The 22,601-nt window shown below is 51.1% G+C and carries 22 protein-coding genes and 2 pseudogenes; 15 read left to right on the top strand and 9 right to left on the bottom strand.

Translation table 11 applies throughout. The annotated features are described in order from the left end of the window. The first annotated feature begins 5 nt into the window (after positions 1 to 5). The 3 genes from aaeA to RTW80_RS00955 all read left to right on the top strand — a co-directional run bounded on the left by aaeA (position 6) and on the right by RTW80_RS00955 (position 3,275). Complete coding sequence (gene aaeA, locus RTW80_RS00965) at positions 6 to 938, top strand: p-hydroxybenzoic acid efflux pump subunit AaeA (RefSeq protein ID WP_000854033.1); 933 nt, start codon at positions 6 to 8, stop codon at positions 936 to 938. A gap of 5 nt (positions 939 to 943) precedes the next feature. After that, positions 944 to 2,911 (top strand): p-hydroxybenzoic acid efflux pump subunit AaeB, encoded by a 1,968-nt coding sequence (gene aaeB / locus RTW80_RS00960; RefSeq protein WP_063119376.1) that lies wholly within the window; start codon positions 944 to 946, stop codon positions 2,909 to 2,911. Positions 2,912 to 3,002: 91 nt separating this feature from the next. Beyond that, positions 3,003 to 3,275: a barstar family protein gene (locus RTW80_RS00955; RefSeq protein WP_001029013.1), complete on the top strand. Its 273-nt coding sequence runs from the start codon at positions 3,003 to 3,005 to the stop codon at positions 3,273 to 3,275. Between the two features lie 55 nt (positions 3,276 to 3,330). On the opposite strand, the gene yhcN is transcribed toward RTW80_RS00955, so the two are convergent. Both yhcN and argR read right to left on the bottom strand, forming a co-directional pair. Next, positions 3,331 to 3,594: a peroxide/acid stress response protein YhcN gene (gene yhcN, locus RTW80_RS00950; protein ID WP_000695690.1), complete on the bottom strand. Its 264-nt coding sequence runs from the start codon at positions 3,592 to 3,594 to the stop codon at positions 3,331 to 3,333. Between the two features lie 364 nt (positions 3,595 to 3,958). Beyond that, positions 3,959 to 4,429, bottom strand: coding sequence for a transcriptional regulator ArgR (argR, locus tag RTW80_RS00945; protein ID WP_001257846.1), 471 nt, complete (start codon positions 4,427 to 4,429; stop codon positions 3,959 to 3,961). A gap of 434 nt (positions 4,430 to 4,863) precedes the next feature. Here argR and mdh point away from each other — a divergent pair, with 434 nt between their 5' ends. Continuing rightward, the gene (mdh, locus tag RTW80_RS00940; RefSeq protein WP_001295272.1) at positions 4,864 to 5,802 is read left to right on the top strand and encodes a malate dehydrogenase; all 939 of its coding nucleotides are present in this window, start codon (positions 4,864 to 4,866) and stop codon (positions 5,800 to 5,802) included. Between the two features lie 62 nt (positions 5,803 to 5,864). Here mdh and degS read toward each other — a convergent pair whose 3' ends face one another. The 3 genes from degS to zapG form a co-directional block, all read right to left on the bottom strand. Next, entirely contained in the window at positions 5,865 to 6,932 is a 1,068-nt protein-coding gene (degS, locus tag RTW80_RS00935; RefSeq protein WP_000497723.1) for an outer membrane-stress sensor serine endopeptidase DegS, read from the bottom strand. Between the two features lie 89 nt (positions 6,933 to 7,021). Then, positions 7,022 to 8,389, bottom strand: coding sequence for a serine endoprotease DegQ (degQ, locus tag RTW80_RS00930; protein ID WP_001295271.1), 1,368 nt, complete (start codon positions 8,387 to 8,389; stop codon positions 7,022 to 7,024). Positions 8,390 to 8,542: 153 nt separating this feature from the next. Next, a complete protein-coding gene (gene zapG, locus RTW80_RS00925; protein WP_001295270.1) occupies positions 8,543 to 8,941 on the bottom strand; it encodes a Z-ring associated protein ZapG in 399 nt (132 codons plus the stop codon). Between the two features lie 193 nt (positions 8,942 to 9,134). Here zapG and zapE point away from each other — a divergent pair, with 193 nt between their 5' ends. The 5 genes from zapE to sspB all read left to right on the top strand — a co-directional run bounded on the left by zapE (position 9,135) and on the right by sspB (position 12,853). Then, a complete protein-coding gene (zapE, locus tag RTW80_RS00920; protein ID WP_001192312.1) occupies positions 9,135 to 10,262 on the top strand; it encodes a cell division protein ZapE in 1,128 nt (375 codons plus the stop codon). 218 nt (positions 10,263 to 10,480) lie between these two features. Continuing rightward, on the top strand, positions 10,481 to 10,909 hold the full coding sequence (rplM, locus tag RTW80_RS00915) for a 50S ribosomal protein L13 (protein WP_000847559.1): 429 nt from the start codon (positions 10,481 to 10,483) through the stop codon (positions 10,907 to 10,909). A 15-nt stretch (positions 10,910 to 10,924) separates the two neighbouring features. Next, on the top strand, positions 10,925 to 11,317 hold the full coding sequence (rpsI, locus tag RTW80_RS00910; protein ID WP_000829818.1) for a 30S ribosomal protein S9: 393 nt from the start codon (positions 10,925 to 10,927) through the stop codon (positions 11,315 to 11,317). A 394-nt stretch (positions 11,318 to 11,711) separates the two neighbouring features. Then, entirely contained in the window at positions 11,712 to 12,350 is a 639-nt protein-coding gene (gene sspA, locus RTW80_RS00905; protein ID WP_000257293.1) for a stringent starvation protein SspA, read from the top strand. 5 nt (positions 12,351 to 12,355) lie between these two features. Continuing rightward, a complete protein-coding gene (gene sspB / locus RTW80_RS00900) occupies positions 12,356 to 12,853 on the top strand; it encodes a ClpXP protease specificity-enhancing factor (protein WP_032247320.1) in 498 nt (165 codons plus the stop codon). A 42-nt stretch (positions 12,854 to 12,895) separates the two neighbouring features. Here sspB and dcuC read toward each other — a convergent pair whose 3' ends face one another. Then, positions 12,896 to 14,263 (bottom strand): anaerobic C4-dicarboxylate transporter DcuC, encoded by a 1,368-nt coding sequence (gene dcuC / locus RTW80_RS00895; protein WP_000467018.1) that lies wholly within the window; start codon positions 14,261 to 14,263, stop codon positions 12,896 to 12,898. Between the two features lie 379 nt (positions 14,264 to 14,642). Here dcuC and nanR point away from each other — a divergent pair, with 379 nt between their 5' ends. The 6 genes and pseudogenes from nanR (at position 14,643) to nanQ (ending at position 20,117) form a co-directional block, all read left to right on the top strand. Continuing rightward, positions 14,643 to 15,434 carry a transcriptional regulator NanR gene (nanR, locus tag RTW80_RS00890; RefSeq protein ID WP_000523845.1) on the top strand — a complete coding sequence of 264 codons (792 nt, stop codon included), beginning with the start codon at positions 14,643 to 14,645 and terminating at the stop codon, positions 15,432 to 15,434. Between the two features lie 121 nt (positions 15,435 to 15,555). Then, a complete protein-coding gene (gene nanA / locus RTW80_RS00885) occupies positions 15,556 to 16,449 on the top strand; it encodes an N-acetylneuraminate lyase (protein ID WP_000224714.1) in 894 nt (297 codons plus the stop codon). A gap of 108 nt (positions 16,450 to 16,557) precedes the next feature. Further along, positions 16,558 to 18,047: pseudogene (gene nanT, locus RTW80_RS00880) on the top strand (sialic acid transporter NanT). Between the two features lie 47 nt (positions 18,048 to 18,094). Next, positions 18,095 to 18,784 (top strand): N-acetylmannosamine-6-phosphate 2-epimerase, encoded by a 690-nt coding sequence (locus RTW80_RS00875; protein WP_001300570.1) that lies wholly within the window; start codon positions 18,095 to 18,097, stop codon positions 18,782 to 18,784. After that, complete coding sequence (gene nanK / locus RTW80_RS00870) at positions 18,781 to 19,656, top strand: N-acetylmannosamine kinase (protein ID WP_000209020.1); 876 nt, start codon at positions 18,781 to 18,783, stop codon at positions 19,654 to 19,656. The genes RTW80_RS00875 and nanK overlap by 4 nt, the downstream gene beginning before the upstream one ends. Next, positions 19,653 to 20,117 carry an N-acetylneuraminate anomerase gene (gene nanQ, locus RTW80_RS00865; protein WP_000979881.1) on the top strand — a complete coding sequence of 155 codons (465 nt, stop codon included), beginning with the start codon at positions 19,653 to 19,655 and terminating at the stop codon, positions 20,115 to 20,117. The genes nanK and nanQ overlap by 4 nt, the downstream gene beginning before the upstream one ends. A 75-nt stretch (positions 20,118 to 20,192) precedes the next feature. Here nanQ and RTW80_RS00860 read toward each other — a convergent pair whose 3' ends face one another. The 3 genes and pseudogenes from RTW80_RS00860 to gltD all read right to left on the bottom strand — a co-directional run bounded on the left by RTW80_RS00860 (position 20,193) and on the right by gltD (position 22,596). Next, the gene (locus RTW80_RS00860; RefSeq protein ID WP_000639208.1) at positions 20,193 to 20,498 is read right to left on the bottom strand and encodes a transposase; all 306 of its coding nucleotides are present in this window, start codon (positions 20,496 to 20,498) and stop codon (positions 20,193 to 20,195) included. 91 nt (positions 20,499 to 20,589) lie between these two features. After that, positions 20,590 to 20,994, bottom strand: a pseudogene (locus tag RTW80_RS00855) (DUF1016 N-terminal domain-containing protein); the annotation flags it as partial. Between the two features lie 183 nt (positions 20,995 to 21,177). Continuing rightward, positions 21,178 to 22,596, bottom strand: coding sequence for a glutamate synthase subunit GltD (gltD, locus tag RTW80_RS00850; protein WP_000081664.1), 1,419 nt, complete (start codon positions 22,594 to 22,596; stop codon positions 21,178 to 21,180). Positions 22,597 to 22,601 lie beyond the last annotated feature (5 nt).

Below are 22,601 nucleotides of genomic sequence, written 5' to 3'. Positions count from 1 at the left end.
TTGAAGTGAAAACACTAATAAGAAAATTCTCCCGTACGGCCATCACGGTCGTATTAGTCATTCTGGCCTTCATCGCAATTTTTAATGCCTGGGTCTATTACACCGAATCCCCGTGGACGCGTGACGCGCGCTTTAGCGCTGATGTCGTTGCGATCGCGCCGGACGTTTCTGGACTCATTACCCAGGTGAATGTTCATGATAACCAGCTGGTGAAAAAAGGACAGGTACTGTTCACCATCGACCAGCCGCGCTATCAAAAGGCGCTTGAGGAAGCGCAAGCCGATGTTGCTTATTATCAGGTACTGGCACAGGAGAAACGCCAGGAGGCCGGACGTCGTAATCGTCTCGGTGTGCAGGCGATGTCTCGCGAAGAGATCGACCAGGCCAACAACGTACTACAAACGGTTCTGCATCAGTTAGCGAAAGCGCAGGCGACCCGCGATCTGGCAAAACTGGATCTTGAACGCACGGTGATCCGCGCGCCAGCGGATGGCTGGGTGACCAACCTCAACGTCTATACCGGTGAGTTTATTACTCGTGGATCAACGGCGGTTGCGCTGGTGAAACAGAACTCTTTCTATGTACTGGCCTATATGGAAGAAACTAAGCTGGAAGGGGTGCGCCCTGGGTATCGTGCAGAGATCACGCCGCTTGGCAGTAACAAAGTGCTGAAAGGGACTGTTGATAGTGTTGCCGCTGGGGTCACCAACGCCAGCAGCACGCGTGACGACAAAGGGATGGCGACCATCGACTCTAACCTTGAATGGGTGCGTTTGGCGCAACGTGTTCCGGTTCGTATTCGTCTCGACAACCAGCAAGAGAACATCTGGCCTGCGGGCACCACTGCTACAGTGGTGGTCACTGGCAAACAAGATCGCGACGAAAGCCAGGATTCGTTCTTCCGTAAAATGGCCCATCGCCTGCGTGAGTTTGGTTAATCACGATGGGTATTTTCTCCATTGCTAACCAACATATTCGCTTTGCGGTAAAACTGGCGACCGCCATTGTACTGGCGCTGTTTGTTGGCTTTCACTTCCAGCTGGAAACGCCACGCTGGGCGGTACTGACAGCGGCGATTGTTGCTGCCGGTCCGGCCTTTGCTGCGGGAGGTGAACCGTATTCTGGCGCTATTCGCTATCGTGGCTTTTTGCGCATCATCGGCACATTTATTGGCTGTATTGCCGGACTGGTGATCATCATTGCGATGATCCGCGCACCATTATTGATGATTCTGGTGTGCTGTATCTGGGCCGGTTTTTGTACCTGGATATCCTCGCTGGTACGAATAGAAAACTCGTATGCGTGGGGGCTGGCCGGTTATACCGCGCTGATCATTGTGATCACCATTCAGCCTGAACCATTGCTTACGCCGCAGTTTGCCGTCGAACGTTGTAGCGAGATCGTTATCGGTATTGTGTGTGCAATTATGGCGGATTTGCTCTTTTCTCCGCGATCGATCAAACAAGAAGTGGATCGAGAGCTGGAAAGTTTGCTGGTCGCGCAATATCAATTAATGCAACTCTGTATCAAGCATGGCGATGGTGAAGTTGTCGATAAAGCCTGGGGCGACCTGGTTCGACGCACCACGGCGCTACAAGGTATGCGCAGCAACCTGAATATGGAATCTTCCCGCTGGGCGCGGGCCAATCGACGTTTAAAAGCGATCAATACGCTATCGCTGACGCTGATTACCCAATCCTGCGAAACTTATCTTATTCAGAATACGCGCCCGGAATTGATCACTGATACTTTCCGCGAATTTTTTGACACACCGGTAGAAACCGCGCAGGACGTCCACAAGCAGCTCAAACGCCTGCGAAGAGTTATCGCCTGGACCGGGGAACGGGAAACGCCTGTCACCATTTATAGCTGGGTCGCGGCGGCAACGCGTTATCAGCTTCTCAAGCGCGGCGTTATCAGTAACACAAAAATCAACGCCACCGAAGAAGAGATCCTGCAAGGCGAACCGGAAGTAAAAGTAGAGCCAGCCGAACGTCATCATGCAATGGTTAACTTCTGGCGAACCACACTTTCCTGCATTCTGGGAACGCTTTTCTGGCTGTGGACGGGCTGGACTTCCGGTAGTGGTGCAATGGTGATGATTGCGGTCGTGACGTCACTGGCAATGCGTTTGCCGAATCCACGCATGGTGGCGATCGACTTTATCTACGGGACGCTGGCCGCGCTGCCGTTAGGGCTGCTCTACTTTTTGGTGATTATCCCTAATACCCAACAGAGCATGTTGCTGCTGTGTATTAGCCTGGCAGTGCTGGGATTCTTCCTCGGTATAGAAGTACAGAAACGGCGACTGGGCTCGATGGGGGCACTGGCCAGCACCATAAATATTATCGTGCTGGATAACCCGATGACTTTCCATTTCAGTCAGTTTCTCGACAGCGCATTAGGGCAAATCGTCGGCTGTGTGCTCGCGTTCACCGTTATTTTGCTGGTGCGGGATAAATCGCGCGACAGGACTGGACGTGTACTGCTTAATCAGTTTGTTTCTGCCGCTGTTTCCGCGATGACTACCAATGTGGCACGTCGTAAAGAGAACCACCTCCCGGCACTTTATCAGCAGCTGTTTTTGCTGATGAATAAGTTCCCAGGGGATTTGCCGAAATTTCGCCTGGCGCTGACGATGGTTATCGCCCACCAGCGCCTGCGTGATGCGCCGATCCCGGTTAACGAGGATTTATCGGCGTTTCACCGACAAATGCGCCGCACAGCAGACCATGTGATATCTGCCCGTAGCGATGATAAACGTCGTCGGTACTTTGGTCAGTTGCTGGAAGAACTGGAAATCTACCAGGAAAAGCTACGCATCTGGCAAGCTCCACCGCAGGTGACGGAACCGGTTCATCGGCTGGCGGGGATGCTCCATAAGTATCAACATGCGTTGACCGATAGTTAAGTCAAAACCGACGCCAAAAGCGTCGGTTTTTTCATGGCTATACTTAGCGATGCACGGCAGAACTCGCCGCGAAACGTGACGGTGGCAACAGATGAATATTTATACCTTTGATTTTGATGAGATTGAGAGTCAGGAGGATTTTTATCGTGACTTTAGCCAAACCTTTGGTCTGGCGAAAGATAAGGTACGCGATCTCGACTCACTATGGGATGTGTTAATGAACGATGTCCTGCCGCTACCACTTGAGATTGAATTTGTTCATCTGGGAGAGAAAACGCGTCGCCGTTTTGGCGCGTTAATATTGCTGTTTGATGAGGCAGAGGAAGAGCTGGAAGGGCATTTGCGTTTTAATGTTCGTCATTAGCGCAAAAAAAAGCCCCCGAACCGGGGGCAATATCGTCGGACAAGACGATGAGGGTTTATTTGTACAGTTCAGCCGTAGCGTGCCAGGTGTCACCGCTACGAGCTTCAGTAATCTGGTAGGCCGTTGCGCCTTTCTCTTCCGCTTTTTTGTTCAGCATTTCACGCATATCCATTGGCGAAGACGCCACACCACTTACGGATACGGTCCCGATTGCTTCACGATTTTGTGCTTGTGCAGCATCAATGGAGTCGGCAGCGAATGCACCGAAAGAGAGAACAGAAAGTACGCTTAATGCAGCAACAGTGGTTTTGATTTTCATGATTTTTACCTCGACATAATCTTTTAGCTGGGCCTTTGTTTCGTGACCCATATCACAAAATCAAGTATACACTAATTATTGAGCTAATTAATACCGCGCTAACTGTTTCAGTTGATACTAAGTGTTAAAAATGTGAATTTTAATAACAAAAAAGAATTAAAAATACGGTTATTTATCGTTAATTCTAGTTTTTTCAATTAGATAATGAATTTTGCATAATGTGCTTTTTTTACCTTATGTATTCATTGTGTGAATGACATGTCGCAGTAAAACGCACTATTCGTTAAATTAATCGCAGGGGAAAGCAGGGGGTTGAGAGGGATAAGCAACATTTTCCCCGCCGTCAGAAACGACGGGGCAGAGATTAAAGCTCCTGGTCGAACAGCTCTAAAATCGCTTCGTACAGGTCTTTGACTGTGAAACCGTTAGCAGGGGTGGTAAAGATGGTGTCATCGCCAGCGATGGTGCCCAGAATACCTTCTGCTTTGCCCAGTGAGTCCAGCAGGCGAGCAATTAACTGCGCCGCGCCAGGGCTGGTATGAATCACGACAACTGCATCGTTGTAGTCGATATCCAGCACCAGATTCTTCAATGGACTGGAGGTGGTTGGTACACCCAGTTCAGCTGGCAGGCAGTAAACCATTTCCATTTTGGCATTGCGTGTACGTACAGCACCAAACTTGGTCAACATCCGCGAGACTTTAGACTGATTAATATTGTCAAAGCCTTGCTCCTGCAACGCGGCGACGATTTCGCCCTGGGAGCTAAATTTCTCTTCTTTAAGTAATGCTTTAAATGCTTTAACTAGTTCTTCTTGCTTAGCCGAGCTTCGCATAAGTCACCCGATATGGTGGTTGATACAACATTATTGTGCATACAGATGAATTTTTATGCAAACAGTCAGCCCTGAAGAAGGCTGAAATAATGTTATGAAAGAGCGGGATTTTATCAAATTTCGTTATTGAGAAACATGCCTGCGTCACGGCATGCAAATTCTGCTTAAAAGTAAATTAATTGTTATCAAATTGATGTTGTTTTGGCTGAACGGTAGGGTATATTGTCACCACCTGTTGGAATGTTGCGCTAATGCATAAGCGACTGTTAATTACGTAAGTTAGGTTCCTGATTACGGCAATTAAATGCATAAACGCTAAACTTGCGTGACTACACATTCTTGAGATGTGGTCATTGTAAACGGCAATTTTGTGGATTAAGGTCGCGGCAGCGGAGCAACATATCTTAGTTTATCAATATAATAAGGAGTTTAGGATGAAAGTCGCAGTCCTCGGCGCTGCTGGCGGTATTGGCCAGGCGCTTGCACTACTGTTAAAAACCCAACTGCCTTCAGGTTCAGAACTCTCTCTGTATGATATCGCTCCAGTGACTCCCGGTGTGGCTGTCGATCTGAGCCATATCCCTACTGCTGTGAAAATCAAAGGTTTTTCTGGTGAAGATGCGACTCCGGCGCTGGAAGGCGCAGATGTCGTTCTTATCTCTGCAGGCGTAGCGCGTAAACCGGGTATGGATCGTTCCGACCTGTTTAACGTTAACGCCGGCATCGTGAAAAACCTGGTACAGCAAGTTGCGAAAACCTGCCCGAAAGCGTGCATTGGTATTATCACTAACCCGGTTAACACCACAGTTGCAATTGCTGCTGAAGTGCTGAAAAAAGCCGGTGTTTATGACAAAAACAAACTGTTCGGCGTTACCACGCTGGATATCATTCGTTCTAACACCTTTGTTGCGGAACTGAAAGGCAAACAGCCAGGCGAAGTTGAAGTGCCGGTTATTGGCGGTCACTCTGGTGTTACCATTCTGCCGCTGCTGTCACAGGTTCCTGGCGTTAGTTTTACCGAGCAGGAAGTGGCTGATCTGACCAAACGCATCCAGAACGCGGGTACTGAAGTGGTTGAAGCGAAGGCCGGTGGCGGGTCTGCAACCCTGTCTATGGGCCAGGCAGCTGCACGTTTTGGTCTGTCTCTGGTTCGTGCACTGCAGGGCGAACAAGGCGTTGTCGAATGTGCCTACGTTGAAGGCGACGGTCAGTACGCCCGTTTCTTCTCTCAACCGCTGCTGCTGGGTAAAAACGGCGTGGAAGAGCGTAAATCTATCGGTACCCTGAGCGCATTTGAACAGAACGCGCTGGAAGGTATGCTGGATACGCTGAAGAAAGATATCGCCCTGGGCGAAGAGTTCGTTAATAAGTAATTGATTAGCGGATAATAAAAAACCGGAGCACAGACTCCGGTTTTTTGTTTTGAGCGCACGACTTAATTGGTTGCCGGATATTCCTGAATGGTGACCTGCAGCGTTAACTGCTTATCATCACGCATCACTACTACAGGGATCACCGAACCAGGGCGAATTTCCGCCACCTGATCCATCGTCTCCAGAGCAGAGATGGCCGGTTTGTTATCCACCGAAATAATCAGATCGTTGACCTGAATACCCGCATTCGCCGCCGGGCCGTCAGGTGACACTTCATTAACCACGATCCCTTGCAGTTGATCTATACCACCGCCCTGCGCGTGCAGTGGTGCGATCTCACGTCCGCCGATACCAATGTAGCCGCGGATCACGCGACCATCGCGGATCAGCTTATCCATAATTTTGGTTGCTAACTGGAAAGGAATCGCAAAGCCGATACCTTCCGGCGTTTCGCCATCGTTACTCTTATCAAACGACAGCGTATTAATGCCCATCAGTTCGCCCAGCGAGTTCACCAGCGCGCCGCCAGAGTTACCGTGGTTAATGGAAGCATCGGTTTGGAGGAAGTTTTGCCGCCCGGTCGGGTTCAGACCGATTCGACCCGTGGCACTAATAATCCCCTGGGTAATGGTCTGCCCGAGGTTGTACGGGTTACCGATCGCCAGTACTACGTCGCCAATGTGCGGTACGCGACGTGCATTAATTGGAATGGTAGGTAAACCGCCAGTGGCATTAATTTTAAGTACCGCCAGATCGGTTAGAGAGTCAGATCCCACCAGCAATGCTTCAAATACACGTCCATCCTGTAAGGCGACGATGATCTGATCGGCGTCGTTGATGACGTGTTTATTGGTGATGATATAACCGCGTTGATCCATGATTACACCGGATCCCAGGGTGCGGATCTCAAGCTGGTTGTGAGAGTTGGTGTTCAAACCACGGTTGTAAACGTTAACCACCGCTGGCGCGGCGCGGCGAACCGCCAGATTATAGCTGGCAGGCGTCTCATCGGTACTGTCAAATTGCGGAGTGGAAAGCGGGTTAAGGCTGCGCAGCGAAGGCATGGCAACCAGCAGAATAGCGCCGACAATTAATCCAATCGCAACGGAACGTAAGAGCTTCACAAACATGATGGAGGCGTCATTAAAAAAGGGAACGGCAGCAGCATACCACGAGTTAACCGGACATCACACGTAAGCCTGATGCCCGGTTTACGACATTAACGCATCAGCAGATAGATGCTTTCATTGCCGCGTACAATTTGCAGGGCGATGATGGCCGGTTTTGCCGCCAGCACTTTACGCATTTCAGCAATCGAGTTCACCCGATCGCGGTTGACGCCAATGATCACATCGTCTTTTTGCAAGCCAGCCTGAGCAGCTGGGCTTCCTTTGACAACTTCATCGATTTTAATACCTTTGCCGCCATCTTTTAGCTGACCATCGCTCAACGTTGCACCTTCCAGCGCTGGCGTGATCATTTCAGCGCTGGCCGACGAAGAGGTGCTGGTATCGAGCGTCACTTCTACTTCCAGTGGTTTGCCGTTACGCAGCAGGCCAAGCTTCACTTTCGTGCCCGGCTCGGTGGTCGCGATACGAGAGCGCAACTCAGCAAAGCTATTCAGCGGTTTGCCGTTGAGGCTGGTAATAATATCGCCCGCTTTGACGCCCGCTTTTGCCGAGCCAGAACCTGGCAACACTTCGCTGACAAACGCGCCACGCTGCACGTCAAGGTTGAAGGCTTTGGCGATATCGGCACTCATCTCGGTGCCTTTGATGCCTAACAAACCGCGTTTGATTTCACCAAAGTCGATAAGCTGCTGCGCCAGTGTTCGCGCCATATTACTGGGGATGGCAAATCCAATCCCGACGCTCCCGCCGCCAGGCGCAAGGATTGCAGTGTTGATGCCAATTAACTCACCGTTAAGGTTTAATAGTGCACCGCCGGAGTTACCGCGGTTAATGGAAGCATCTGTCTGGATAAAGTTTTCCAGACCTTCAAGATTCAACCCGCTGCGGCCTAATGCGGAAACAATGCCAGAGGTGGCGGTTTGCCCAAGGCCAAATGGGTTACCGACCGCTACGGCAAAATCACCGACGCGCAATTTATCGGAGTCGGCAATAGCGATTTGCGTTAATTTGCTCGGGTTTTGAATTTGTAACAGGGCGATATCGCTCTGGTCATCGCTACCAATCAGTTTTGCATCAAACTCGCGCCCATCATTGAGCTGAATACTGATTTTCTGTGCCTGATTAATCACATGGTTGTTGGTCAGCACATAGCCTTTACTGGCGTTGATGATGACACCGGAGCCTAAACCTTCGAAGGGTTGTGCAGGTTGATCCGGTAAATCATCACCAAAAAACTTTTTGAATTCTTCCGGGATTTTCTGTCCCTGACTGGCCGTTCCTTCCACCCGTACGCTCACCACTGCCGGAAGCACTTTTTCCAGCATTGGAGCCAGACTGGGGAGAGGGGCCTGATCGGCAACCTGGCCTGGAATCGACGCGACGGCCTGAAATGACGCCGAGAGAGTTAACCCGACACTTAACGCTAATGCACTCAACAGCTGGGTTTGTTTTTTCATTATTCCTGCTCTCGTACCTGAATGATAAGAAAAGAGATTCAAAACAGTTTGATGTTATTGAATTTTCAGACGGCTAACAATGAGACACCAGATTAAATGATAGTCGGGGAGGGAGAGAAGAGGAGGGCGCAATGGCTGCGCCCGAAAAATAAATTAGTCGCGCTTCGCGCCAGTACGCAGCAGGCCGGATGCGCCTTCAGAATAGTCGCGAGGCATCTGCACCGGTGCCTGATCGTTGCTGGCTTCAGACTCTGCCAGACGATTACGGAACGGGTTTGCTTCAGCAGACAGTTCCGGCAGCAGGCTGCTGGAGCTTTTTGCCATGTGCTGATACAGCTGGCGATAGTCGTGCGCCATGGTATCCAGTAATTCCGCGCTGCGGGCAAAGTGGCTAACCAGCTCTTCGCGATACTCGTCCAGTTCAGCTTTATTCTTTTCCAGTTCGTACTGCAACGCCTGTTGCTGGCGTAGTTTACGATTACCAAAACGCATGGCCACAGCACCAATAATGATGCCGACGACTAACCCAATTAGCGCATATTCCCAGGTCATGAACATCTCCCGTTGTCTTTTGTTTCCGTAGGGTGTTGGCTTCAGGCTCCATGCCTGCGGCTGATTATGCCACTATAACCGTTAATTCCACAGAAGTGGAATCCCGACTGCATATCGCGTAGTGTAGAACGGCCTTTTTTTCGTCAACCGTGAACAACGGCGCACCGATTATTCAAGGAATAACAATAAGATCATGCAAAGCGTTACCCCAACATCGCAATACCTGAAGGCGCTCAATGAAGGCAGCCATCAACCCGACGACGTTCAAAAAGAGGCCGTCAGCCGCCTGGAAATTATTTATCAAGAACTCATCAATAGCAGGCCACCAGCCCCCAGGACGAGTGGGCTAATGGCGCGGGTCGGTAAGCTGTGGGGTAAACGCGAAGACACAAAGCATACGCCAGTGCGTGGCTTATATATGTGGGGCGGTGTAGGACGCGGGAAAACCTGGCTGATGGACCTTTTCTATCAAAGCCTGCCGGGAGAGCGGAAACAGCGCCTGCACTTTCACCGTTTTATGCTGCGGGTGCACGAAGAGCTAACTGCCTTACAGGGGCAGACCGATCCGCTGGAAATTATTGCCGATCGCTTTAAAGCCGAAACTGACGTGCTCTGTTTTGACGAATTTTTTGTTTCTGATATTACCGACGCCATGCTACTTGGCGGTCTGATGAAAGCCCTGTTCACCCGCGGTATTACCCTGGTAGCGACGTCAAATATTCCGCCGGACGAACTTTATCGAAATGGCCTGCAACGTGCGCGTTTTCTGCCTGCAATCGATGCCATTAAACAGCATTGTGATGTAATGAACGTGGACGCTGGTGTTGATTATCGACTGCGTACACTCACTCAGGCGCATCTGTGGCTTTCGCCACTCAACGATGAAACCCGGGCGCAGATGGATAAACTATGGTTGGCGCTGGCGGGGGCGAAACGAGAAAATTCACCGACGTTAGAAATCAACCATCGGCCATTGGCGACAATGGGCGTCGAGAACCAGACGCTGGCAGTCTCTTTTACTACGCTGTGCGTCGACGCCCGCAGTCAGCATGACTATATTGCGCTCTCACGTCTCTTTCATACGGTCATGTTGTTTGATGTACCAGTTATGACGCGGTTGATGGAGAGCGAAGCGCGGCGCTTTATTGCGCTGGTGGATGAGTTTTACGAGCGCCATGTCAAATTAGTGGTGAGTGCAGAAGTGCCGCTGTATGCAATTTATCAGGGCGAGCGGCTGAAATTTGAGTTCCAGCGTTGCCTGTCACGTCTGCAAGAGATGCAAAGCGAAGAGTATCTGAAGCGCGAGCATTTAGCAGGTTAAAACCTGCCACAAATCACAAAAAGGGGTCGATCTTTGACCCCGACTTCTCTATAATCCTGCGACCCCACGTTACAAGAAAGTTTTTTTCCCAAAACTTTTTGTGTGCTGGCATAGGCTATTCGAAGGGGTAGGTTTGCCGGACTTTGTCGTGTGAACCTCAACAATTGAAGACGTTTGGGTGTTCACCAACGTGTAACTATTTATTGGGTAAGCTTTTAATGAAAACTTTTACAGCTAAACCAGAAACCGTAAAACGCGACTGGTATGTTGTTGACGCGACCGGTAAAACTCTGGGCCGTCTGGCTACTGAACTGGCTCGTCGCCTGCGCGGTAAGCACAAAGCGGAATACACTCCGCACGTAGATACCGGTGATTACATCATCGTTCTGAACGCTGACAAAGTTGCTGTAACCGGCAACAAGCGTACTGACAAAGTGTACTATCACCACACCGGCCACATCGGTGGTATCAAACAAGCGACCTTTGAAGAGATGATTGCTCGCCGTCCTGAGCGTGTGATTGAAATCGCGGTTAAAGGCATGTTGCCAAAAGGCCCGCTGGGTCGTGCTATGTTCCGTAAACTGAAAGTTTACGCGGGTAACGAGCACAACCACGCGGCACAGCAACCGCAAGTTCTTGACATCTAATCGGGATTATAGGCAATGGCTGAAAATCAATACTACGGCACTGGTCGCCGCAAAAGTTCCGCAGCTCGCGTTTTCATCAAACCGGGCAACGGTAAAATCGTAATCAACCAACGTTCTCTGGAACAGTACTTCGGTCGTGAAACTGCCCGCATGGTAGTTCGTCAGCCGCTGGAACTGGTCGACATGGTTGAGAAACTGGACCTGTACATCACCGTTAAAGGTGGTGGTATCTCTGGTCAGGCTGGTGCGATCCGTCACGGTATCACCCGCGCTCTGATGGAATACGACGAGTCCCTGCGTTCTGAACTGCGTAAAGCTGGCTTCGTTACTCGTGACGCTCGTCAGGTTGAACGTAAGAAAGTCGGTCTGCGTAAAGCACGTCGTCGTCCGCAGTTCTCCAAACGTTAATTGGCTTCTGCTCCGGCAGAAAACAATTTTCGAAAAAACCCGCTTCGGCGGGTTTTTTTATAGCTAAAATCTGAATCAGCGTAAAAACTGGAAAGTTGCTTTTTGCTGCCACCTGACAGACAGGTACAACAAAAACCACATCGCCAATAAGGGACTAAGTCAACTATTTCAGACTAAAGCGCATCTCTTTTTCCCCATTTCCGGCATCGACTCACCACAATGGTCGCAAAATCTGGTAAACTATCATCCAATTTTCTGCCCAAATGTCGGGTATTGCTCATTTTTTGTTTGATTTTCGAACAAAGAGAGTCGTTCCTTATTGGGTAACACAACTTCTGACTGGCCACCTGGTGGCTGGTAGCAGTAAAAATTCTGACTATACCTGGAGGTTTTCATGGCTGTCGCTGCCAACAAACGTTCGGTAATGACGCTGTTTTCCGGTCCTACTGACATCTATAGCCATCAGGTCCGCATTGTGCTGGCTGAGAAAGGTGTAAGTTTCGAGATCGAACACGTGGAAAAGGACAATCCGCCTCAGGATCTGATTGACCTCAACCCGAATCAGAGCGTTCCGACCCTGGTGGATCGTGAGCTGACCCTGTGGGAATCTCGCATCATTATGGAATATCTGGATGAGCGTTTCCCGCATCCGCCACTGATGCCTGTTTACCCGGTAGCTCGCGGTGAAAGCCGTCTGTACATGCATCGCATCGAAAAAGACTGGTACACGCTGATGAACACCATCATCAACGGTTCAGCTTCTGAAGCAGATGCCGCACGTAAGCAACTGCGCGAAGAACTGCTGGCGATTGCGCCGGTCTTCGGTCAGAAGCCGTACTTCCTGAGCGATGAGTTCAGCCTGGTCGATTGCTATCTTGCTCCGCTGCTGTGGCGTCTGCCGCAACTGGGCATCGAGTTCAGCGGCCCGGGTGCGAAAGAGCTGAAAGGCTATATGACCCGCGTCTTTGAGCGTGACTCTTTCCTTGCTTCTTTAACTGAAGCAGAACGTGAAATGCGTCTGGGCCGGAGTTAATCTGTATGGATTTGTCACAGCTAACACCACGTCGTCCCTATCTGCTGCGTGCATTCTATGAGTGGTTGCTGGATAACCAGCTCACGCCGCACCTGGTGGTGGATGTGACGCTCCCTGGCGTGCAGGTTCCTATGGAATATGCGCGTGACGGGCAAATCGTACTCAACATTGCGCCGCGTGCTGTCGGCAATCTGGAACTGGCGAATGATGAGGTACGCTTTAACGCGCGCTTTGGTGGCATTCCGCGTCAGGTTTCTGTGCCGCTGGCTGCCGTGCTGGCTATCTACGCCCGTGAAAATGGCGCAGGCACGATGTTTGAGCCTGAAGCTGCCTACAATGAAGATACCAGCATCATGAATGATGAAGAGGCATCGGCAGACAACGAAACCGTTATGTCGGTTATTGATGGCGACAAGCCAGATCACGATGATGACACTCATCCTGACGATGAACCTCCGCAGCCACCACGCGGTGGTCGACCGGCATTACGCGTTGTGAAGTAATACAAAAACAGGCCCTGGTGGCCTGTTTTGTCTTTTAATGGCTTAATAAAATAGCGTGATTGTGGCAATCATATTCACCACGAAACCGACTGCCATGGGGATCGCTGTTCGCTTCACCACCGCAAAAGGCGAAACGCCTGCAATTCCTGACGTAACGACCACCACCGCAGTAATCGGCGAAACCGCGCGCGCTAGCGTCGTGGCAAAATGCATCGGCATAATCATTACAACCGCTGGTACATGTAGTCCGGCTGCGATATTCGGAATAAGACTGGCAAATGACATAAACGGCGCATTGCCAGAGCCCATCACAATGGCACAAATGGCAATGACCAGCGCCATAATAATCATCACGCCAATACCGCCCAGACCAGAATGCTCCGCACCCCTGATAACCGCATCGACAGTGCCAATCGTCGTTAAGCCTTTCGCAAATATTTCACCCGCGACCACCAGCGTTACCACGTTGGCAAACTGCGTACCCATGCCGTCAAAAAACGCCTGCACATCGTCCATTGTTTCGCGCAAGTTATGCTTGCGGAAGAACTCAACAAACATCGTCACCGTCAAACTCAGTAACATCACCACCACCAGATGCAGTTCTGACTGCATCAGCCCGACGTGGGCGAGGAACAGCGAGCCGAGCATCAGGATTAACGGCATCACAGGTAAAATGGCGTAATAGAGCGGCGGGACATTATCGAGAGCTTTTTGCTCTGCCTGTTCATGATTGATATTTTTATCTTTTTTGTCAAAAGCGCGTTGCACGAAAAAGTGGGAGATCGCCACCGAGATAATGACGCAAGAGGCGACCGGAAGCTGGTAGTGGAAGAAGTATGTGGCAATTTTCATTCCCGCTACCTGGGCAGCAAAAATGGAGTTCGTTTCCAGAATTCCCCACTCAATGGACATTGTGGTTGCGATAACCGCCACCGCAGAGAGGCGACTTACTCCCAGACTCACCAGCGTCGGAAATAAGGTGACCATCAGCAACATACCCAGACCGGAGGCGCTGGTAATAAACTGCGCCATGATTTGGCCGATGACGTAAGTTGCCGACAGAATAATATACGGCGAGCGAATGAGTTTTAACGGGCGGCTTAACAAGCTCACCATCGCGCGACTGGCCCCTATGCGCTCCATGTAGCGGGCATAACCGCCCACCGCCATAATCGACAGCCCCAATCCGGCAATGCGGTTGGACAGCATGCGCAGGATTTCATTATAAATATCGACGATCAAGTAGCCGCTGCTTTTGGTGGGATCGAGTACACCACCGAACCCTAACCAGACACCGCACATCATCAGGAAGATACCTGCGGCAGCCAGCACCACCTGAGGTTTGTAGTTTTTCAGGATCAAATAGCCCATCGTAATTAATACGATGACAGATATAATTATGCCGAACATTGTTGAACTCCGTGTCAAAAGAAAACGGTCAATCCCATAAACGGCAGATTGAAAACAACGATGTTATATTTTTTGCAAGGCTATTTATGGTGCGGATGTCGTGTTTTTAATTGTAGGTGAGGTGATTTTTCATTAAAAAATATGCGCTTATGATTATTTTGTAAGAACACATTCATAATATTCATAATGCTCGTGAATAGTCTTATGAATAATTCAAACGGGATGTTTTTATCTGCGTTACATTAATTTTTCGCAATAGTTAATTATTCCGTTAATTATGGTAATGATGAGGCACAAAGAGAAAACCCTGCCATTTTCCCCTACTTTCAATCCTGTGATAGGATGTCACTGATGATGTTAATCACACTGACCTTACAGAATGGGCCTTATGAACGCATTTGATTCGCAAACCGAAGATTCTTCACCTGCAATTGGTCGCAACTTGCGTAGCCGCCCGCTGGCGCGTAAAAAACTCTCCGAAATGGTGGAAGAAGAGCTGGAACAGATGATCCGCCGTCGTGAATTTGGCGAAGGTGAACAATTACCGTCTGAACGCGAACTGATGGCGTTCTTTAACGTCGGGCGTCCTTCGGTGCGTGAAGCGCTGGCAGCGTTAAAACGCAAAGGTCTGGTGCAAATAAACAACGGCGAACGCGCTCGCGTCTCGCGTCCTTCTGCGGACACTATCATCGGTGAGCTTTCCGGCATGGCGAAAGATTTCCTTTCTCATCCCGGTGGGATTGCCCATTTCGAACAATTACGTCTGTTCTTTGAATCCAGTCTGGTGCGCTATGCGGCTGAACATGCCACCGATGAGCAAATCGATTTGCTGGCAAAAGCACTGGAAATCAACAGTCAGTCGCTGGATAACAACGCGGCATTCATTCGTTCAGACGTTGATTTCCACCGCGTGCTGGCGGAGATCCCCGGTAACCCAATCTTCATGGCGATCCACGTTGCCCTGCTCGACTGGCTTATTGCCGCACGCCCAACGGTTACCGATCAGGCACTGCACGAACATAACAACGTTAGTTATCAACAGCATATTGCGATCGTTGATGCGATCCGCCGTCATGATCCTGACGAAGCCGATCGTGCGTTGCAATCGCATCTCAACAGCGTCTCTGCTACCTGGCACGCTTTCGGTCAGACCACCAACAAAAAGAAATAATGCCACTTTAGTGAAGCAGATCGCATTATAAGCTTTCTGTATGGGGTGTTGCTTAATTGATCTGGTATAACAGGTATAAAGGTATATCGTTTATCAGACAAGCATCACTTCAGAGGTATTTATGGCAACGAATTTACGTGGCGTAATGGCTGCACTCCTGACTCCTTTTGACCAACAACAAGCACTGGATAAAGCGAGTCTGCGTCGCCTGGTTCAGTTCAATATTCAGCAGGGCATCGACGGTTTATACGTGGGTGGTTCGACCGGCGAGGCCTTTGTACAAAGCCTTTCCGAGCGTGAACAGGTACTGGAAATCGTCGCCGAAGAGGCGAAAGGTAAGATTAAACTCATCGCCCACGTCGGTTGCGTCAGCACCGCCGAAAGCCAACAACTTGCGGCATCGGCTAAACGTTATGGCTTCGATGCCGTCTCCGCCGTTACGCCGTTCTACTATCCTTTCAGCTTTGAAGAACACTGCGATCACTATCGGGCAATTATTGATTCGGCGGATGGTTTGCCGATGGTGGTGTACAACATTCCAGCCCTGAGTGGGGTAAAACTGACCCTGGATCAGATCAACACACTTGTTACATTGCCTGGCGTAGGTGCGCTGAAACAGACCTCTGGCGATCTCTATCAGATGGAGCAGATCCGTCGTGAACATCCTGATCTTGTGCTCTATAACGGTTACGACGAAATCTTCGCCTCTGGTCTGCTGGCGGGCGCTGATGGTGGTATCGGCAGTACCTACAACATCATGGGCTGGCGCTATCAGGGGATCGTTAAGGCGCTGAAAGAAGGCGATATCCAGACCGCGCAGAAACTGCAAACTGAATGCAATAAAGTCATTGATTTACTGATCAAAACGGGCGTATTCCGCGGCCTGAAAACTGTCCTCCATTATATGGATGTCGTTTCTGTGCCGCTGTGCCGCAAACCGTTTGGACCGGTAGATGAAAAATATCTGCCAGAACTGAAGGCGCTGGCCCAGCAGTTGATGCAAGAGCGCGGGTGAGTTGTTTCCCCTCGCTCGCCCCTACCGGGTGAGGGGAAATAAACGCATCTGTACCCTACAATTTTCATACCAAAGCGTGTGGGCATCGCCCACCGCGGGAGACTCACAATGAGTACTACAACCCAGAATATCCCGTGGTATCGCCATCTCAACCGTGCACAATGGCGCGCATTTTCCGCTGCCTGGTTGGGATATCTGCTTGACGGTTTTGATTTCGTTTTAATCGCCCTGGTACTCACCGAAGTACAAGGTGAATTCGGGCTGACGACGGTGCAGGCGGCAAGTCTGATCTCTGCAGCCTTTATCTCTCGCTGGTTCGGCGGCCTGATGCTCGGCGCTATGGGTGACCGCTACGGGCGTCGTCTGGCAATGGTCACCAGCATCGTTCTCTTCTCGGCCGGGACGCTGGCCTGCGGCTTTGCGCCAGGCTACATCACCATGTTTATCGCTCGTCTGGTCATCGGCATGGGATGGCGGGTGAATACGGTTCCAGCGCCACCTATGTCATTGAAAGCTGGCCAAAACATCTGCGTAACAAAGCCAGTGGTTTTTTGATTTCAGGCTTCTCTGTGGGGGCCGTCGTTGCCGCTCAGGTCTATAGCCTGGTGGTTCCGGTCTGGGGCTGGCGTGCGCTGTTCTTTATCGGCATTTTGCCAATCATCTTTGCTCTCTGGCTGCGTAAAAACATCCCGGAAGCGGAAGACTGGAAAGAGAAACACGCAGGTAAAGCACCAGTACGCAAAATGGTGGATATTCTCTACCGTGGTGAACATCGCATTGCCAATATCGTAATGACACTGGCGGCGGCTACTGCGCTGTGGTTCTGCTTCGCCGGTAACCTGCAAAATGCCGCGATCGTCGCTGTTCTTGGGCTGTTATGCGCCGCAATCTTTATCAGCTTTATGGTGCAGAGTACAGGCAAACGCTGGCCAACGGGCGTAATGCTGATGGTGGTCGTGTTGTTTGCTTTCCTCTACTCATGGCCGATTCAGGCGCTGCTGCCAACGTATCTGAAAACCGATCTGGCTTATAACCCGCATACTGTAGCCAATGTGCTGTTCTTTAGTGGCTTTGGCGCGGCGGTGGGATGCTGCGTAGGTGGCTTCCTCGGTGACTGGCTGGGAACCCGCAAAGCGTACGTTTGTAGCCTGCTGGCCTCGCAGCTGCTGATTATTCCGGTATTTGCGATTGGCGGCGCAAACGTCTGGGTGCTCGGTCTGTTACTGTTCTTCCAGCAAATGCTTGGACAAGGGATCGCCGGGATCTTACCAAAACTGATTGGCGGTTATTTCGATACCGACCAGCGTGCAGCGGTCCTGGGCTTTACCTACAACGTTGGCGCATTGGGCGGTGCACTGGCCCCAATCATCGGCGCGTTGATCGCTCAACGTCTGGATCTGGGTACTGCGCTGGCATCGCTCTCGTTCAGTCTGACGTTCGTGGTGATCCTGCTGATTGGGCTGGATATGCCTTCTCGCGTTCAGCGTTGGTTGCGCCCGGAAGCGTTGCGTACTCATGACGCTATCGACGGTAAACCATTCAGCGGTGCCGTGCCGTTTGGCAGCGCCAAAAACGATTTAGTCAAAACCAAAAGTTAATCCTGTTGCCCGGTCTATGTACCGGGCCTTTCGCTAAGGGAAGATGTATGTCGTTACTTGCACAACTGGATCAAAAAATCGCTGCTAACGGTGGCCTGATTGTCTCCTGCCAGCCGGTTCCGGACAGCCCGCTCGATAAACCCGAAATCGTCGCCGCCATGGCATTAGCGGCAGAACAGGCGGGCGCGGTTGCCATTCGCATTGAAGGTGTGGCAAATCTGCAAGCCACGCGTGCGGTGGTGAGCGTGCCAATTATCGGGATTGTGAAACGCGATCTGGAGGATTCTCCGGTACGCATCACGGCCTATATTGAAGATGTTGATGCGCTGGCGCAGGCGGGCGCGGACATTATCGCCATTGACGGCACCGACCGCCCGCGTCCGGTGCCTGTTGAAACGCTGCTGGCACGTATTCACCATCACGGTTTACTGGCGATGACCGACTGCTCAACGCCGGAAGACGGCCTGGCATGCCAAAAGCTGGGAGCCGAAATTATTGGCACTACGCTTTCTGGCTATACCACGCCTGAAACGCCAGAAGAGCCGGATCTGGCGCTGGTGAAAACGTTGAGCGAAGCCGGATGTCGGGTGATTGCCGAAGGGCGTTACAACACGCCTGCTCAGGCGGCAGATGCGATGCGCCACGGCGCGTGGGCGGTGACGGTCGGTTCTGCCATTACGCGTCTTGAACACATTTGTCAGTGGTACAACACAGCGATGAAAAAGGCGGTGCTATGACCACACTGGCGATTGATATCGGCGGTACTAAACTTGCCGCCGCGCTGATTGGCGCTGACGGGCAGATCCGCGATCGTCGTGAACTTCCTACGCCAGCCAGCCAGACACCAGAAGCCTTGCGTGATGCCTTATCCGCATTAGTCTCTCCGTTGCAAGCTCATGCGCAGCGGGTTGCCATCGCTTCAACCGGAATTATTCGCGACGGCAGTTTGCTGGCGCTGAATCCGCATAATCTCGGTGGATTGCTACACTTTCCGTTAGTCAAAACGCTGGAACAACTTACCAATTTGCCGACCATTGCCATTAACGACGCGCAGGCCGCAGCATGGGCAGAGTATCAGGCGCTGGAAGGCGATATAACCGATATGGTCTTTATCACCGTTTCCACTGGCGTCGGCGGCGGTGTAGTGAGCGGCGGCAAACTGCTTACCGGCCCTGGCGGTCTGGCGGGGCACATCGGGCATACGCTTGCCGATCCACACGGCCCAGTCTGCGGCTGTGGACGCACAGGTTGCGTGGAAGCAATTGCTTCTGGTCGCGGCATTGCGGCGGCAGCGCAGGGCGAGCTGGCTGGCGCGGATGCGAGAACTATTTTCACACGCGCCGGGCAGGGCGATGAGCAGGCGCAGCAACTGATTCATCGCTCCGCACGTACGCTTGCAAGGCTGATCGCTGATATTAAAGCCACAACTGATTGCCAGTGCGTGGTGGTTGGTGGCAGCGTTGGTCTGGCAGAAGGGTATCTGGCGTTGGTGGAAATGTATCTGGCGCAGGAGCCAGCGGCATTTCATGTTGATTTACTGGCGGCGCATTACCGCCATGATGCAGGTTTACTTGGGGCTGCGCTGTTGGCCCAGGGAGAAAAATTATGATGATGGGTGAAGTACAGTCATTACCGTCTGCTGGGTTACATCCTGCGTTACAGGACGCGTTAACGCTGGCCTTAGCTGCCAGACCGCAAGAAAAAGCGCCGGGTCGTTACGAATTACAGGGCGACAATATTTTTATGAATGTCATGACGTTTAACACTCAATCGCCCGTCGAGAAAAAAGCGGAATTGCACGAGCAATACATTGATATCCAGCTGTTATTAAACGGTGAGGAACGGATTCTGTTTGGCATGGCAGGCACTGCGCGCCAATGTGAAGAGTTCCACCATGAAGATGATTACCAGCTTTGCAGCGCCATTGAAAACGAGCAAACCATCAACTTAAAACCGGGAATGTTCGCCGTGTTTATGCCGGGAGAACCGCATAAACCAGGATGCGTTGTCGGCGAGCCGGGTGAGATTAAAAAGGTGGTGGTGAAGGTTAAGGCTGATTTAATGGCTTAAATTTATTAGATCAGGTGTGACCTGACCCATCTTTGGCACAGAGCCAAACCTGAACTGACGGACCGCTCTGTGCCATTACCTGACGTTGTATTCTTTTATGTTAACACCCTTGATACTGTATATACCTGTCCGCTTAATTCGCTTGCCCTTTTTATTCGTAATAGTTGCTGTAAGTGTACTGCAGCGAATGGAATGACGTTCATCAATCACCAGCCGAATTGCTTCTGAAGCATCTTCCACCTCTAGAAGGTCGTGAGTCTTATTTAAGCCGAATGGAACAAGGTGGAAGGCAGTTTTTCCTGATGATTTTCTGGTTATTTTTACTGGATACAACACATCACCACTTTTATGGATTAATTCAAGCTGTTCAATGTAAATCATGGCAACTTTCCTTCGTTTATTTGCATGAATATACAAACCGAAAATAGGAGATGCAATACAAAAGCTGTGGAAATATCAAACAGCCTCTCAATTTGGCAGACAGCGTCTGCCAAATCTTTGCCGATGGGAATTCTGCAGATGGTGTCTGCGGAATTCCCAATGGTGTTAATTCGCCAGACACTGTCTGGCGAATTTCAACATGTTGAAAAAAGAGGTAAAAAAGCCTCATTTGGCGTAAGTTTTTTGCAGAGAACCCACGCTTATACCTTAGACTTAAATCCTTTGATAGTCGCTTGATTAGCTGCGCACCATACGCAGCCCTGGCCTCGCCACCTTGTTCAAATTCGACAATTCGTCGGCCAATTTCCCAGTATGTCGCGGTCATCAGCGCGTTAACGCTACGTACCGTTTCCGTCCGGGCGCTATCGACCAGGTGAATAATACCGTCATGGATTTGCTGGTAGCCTGTTGAGGTTCTCTCTGAGAGCGATTCCATTATCTGTCCCTTTATATGGCGCTGCGTTGAATAATGGAATCAGCTATACGCCGGGCATCTACCGGTAACAATCCAGATGAGCGTATTACATTGGTTTTCTTCAGATTATGCGAGGCGCTTTCCAGAAAGAAAGGAGAATTTCAGCGCCGACTCTTTTCTGAGGAGGCGGCGCTGGGACAGAGCTTAAACTTCCAGCCAGTTCATAATACCGTCTGCCGCCTTACGACCTTCGGCAATAGCGGTTACCACCAGATCGGAACCACGGACGATATCGCCGCCAGCAAAGATTTTCGGGTTGCTGGTCTGGAAGGCGTTGTCGCTGCCTTCCGGGGCGATGATGCGGCCTTGTGAATCCAGCTCGACGCTGTGTTTTGCCAGCCATTCCATGTTGTGTGGACGGAAACCAAACGCCATGATCACCGCATCTGCCGGAACGATATGTTCGGAACCTGCAACGATCTCCGCGCGGCGACGGCCTTTGGCATCCGGTTCGCCCATTTCGGTACGTACCATTTTTACGCCGCTGACTTTGCCGTTACCGTTCACTTCAATCCCCAGTGGCTGGACGTTGAATTTGAACTCTACGCCTTCTTCCCGCGCGTTTTTCACTTCGCGGCGGGAACCCGGCATGTTCTCTTCATCACGACGATAGGCACAGGTAACGTGCTTCGCTCCCTGGCGCACGGACGTACGCACGCAGTCCATCGCAGTGTCGCCACCGCCAAGGACCACCACGCGTTTGCCTTCCATGCTGACGAACGGTTCGTCGCGGGTTTCACCAAAGCCCATTAACTGTTTGGTGTTGGCGATAAGGAACGGCAGCGCTGCGTACACGCCATCGGCGTCTTCGTTTTCCAGCCCGCCGTGCATTGACTGATAAGTCCCGACGCCAAGGAAGACGGCATCGTAATCACTCAGCAGATCGTCCAGCTGCACGTCGCGGCCCACTTCGGTATTGAGTTTGAATTCAATACCCATGCCGGTGAAGATTTCACGGCGACGCGTCATTACCTCTTTTTCCAGCTTGAAGGCCGGAATACCGAAGGTCAGCAGCCCGCCAATTTCTGGATGACGGTCGAAGACAACGGCTTTTACGCCGTTACGCGTCAGGACATCCGCACACGCCAGACCTGCCGGGCCTGCGCCGATAATCGCCACTTTTTTACCGGTCTGTTTCACACCAGACATATCCGGACGCCAGCCCATCTCGAACGCTTTATCGTTGATATAGCGCTCAATGTTGCCGATGGTCACCGCGCCAAACTCATCGTTCAGAGTGCAGGAACCTTCGCACAGACGGTCTTGCGGGCAGACTCGTCCGCAAACTTCCGGCAGGGTGTTGGTCTGGTGCGACAGTTCCGCCGCTTCAAAAATACGCCCCTCGTTGGCGAGCTTCAGCCAGTTCGGGATGTAGTTGTGTACCGGGCATTTCCACTCGCAGTATGGGTTGCCGCACGACAGGCAGCGGTCAGCCTGCGCTTTGGCCTGGCCTTCGGAAAACGGCTCGTAAATTTCAACAAACTCAATTTTGCGGATCTTCAGCGGTTTCTTTGGCGGATCAACGCGCTGCAGGTCGATAAATTGATAAACATTCTGACTCATTGTTG

It is taken from the genome of Escherichia sp. AM3 (assembly GCF_032029835.1).
In the GTDB taxonomy this organism is placed as follows: domain Bacteria; phylum Pseudomonadota; class Gammaproteobacteria; order Enterobacterales; family Enterobacteriaceae; genus Escherichia; species Escherichia coli.
The sequence above is the reverse complement of the archived record's forward strand: the minus strand, read 5'-3'. Positions and strand labels throughout refer to the sequence as shown.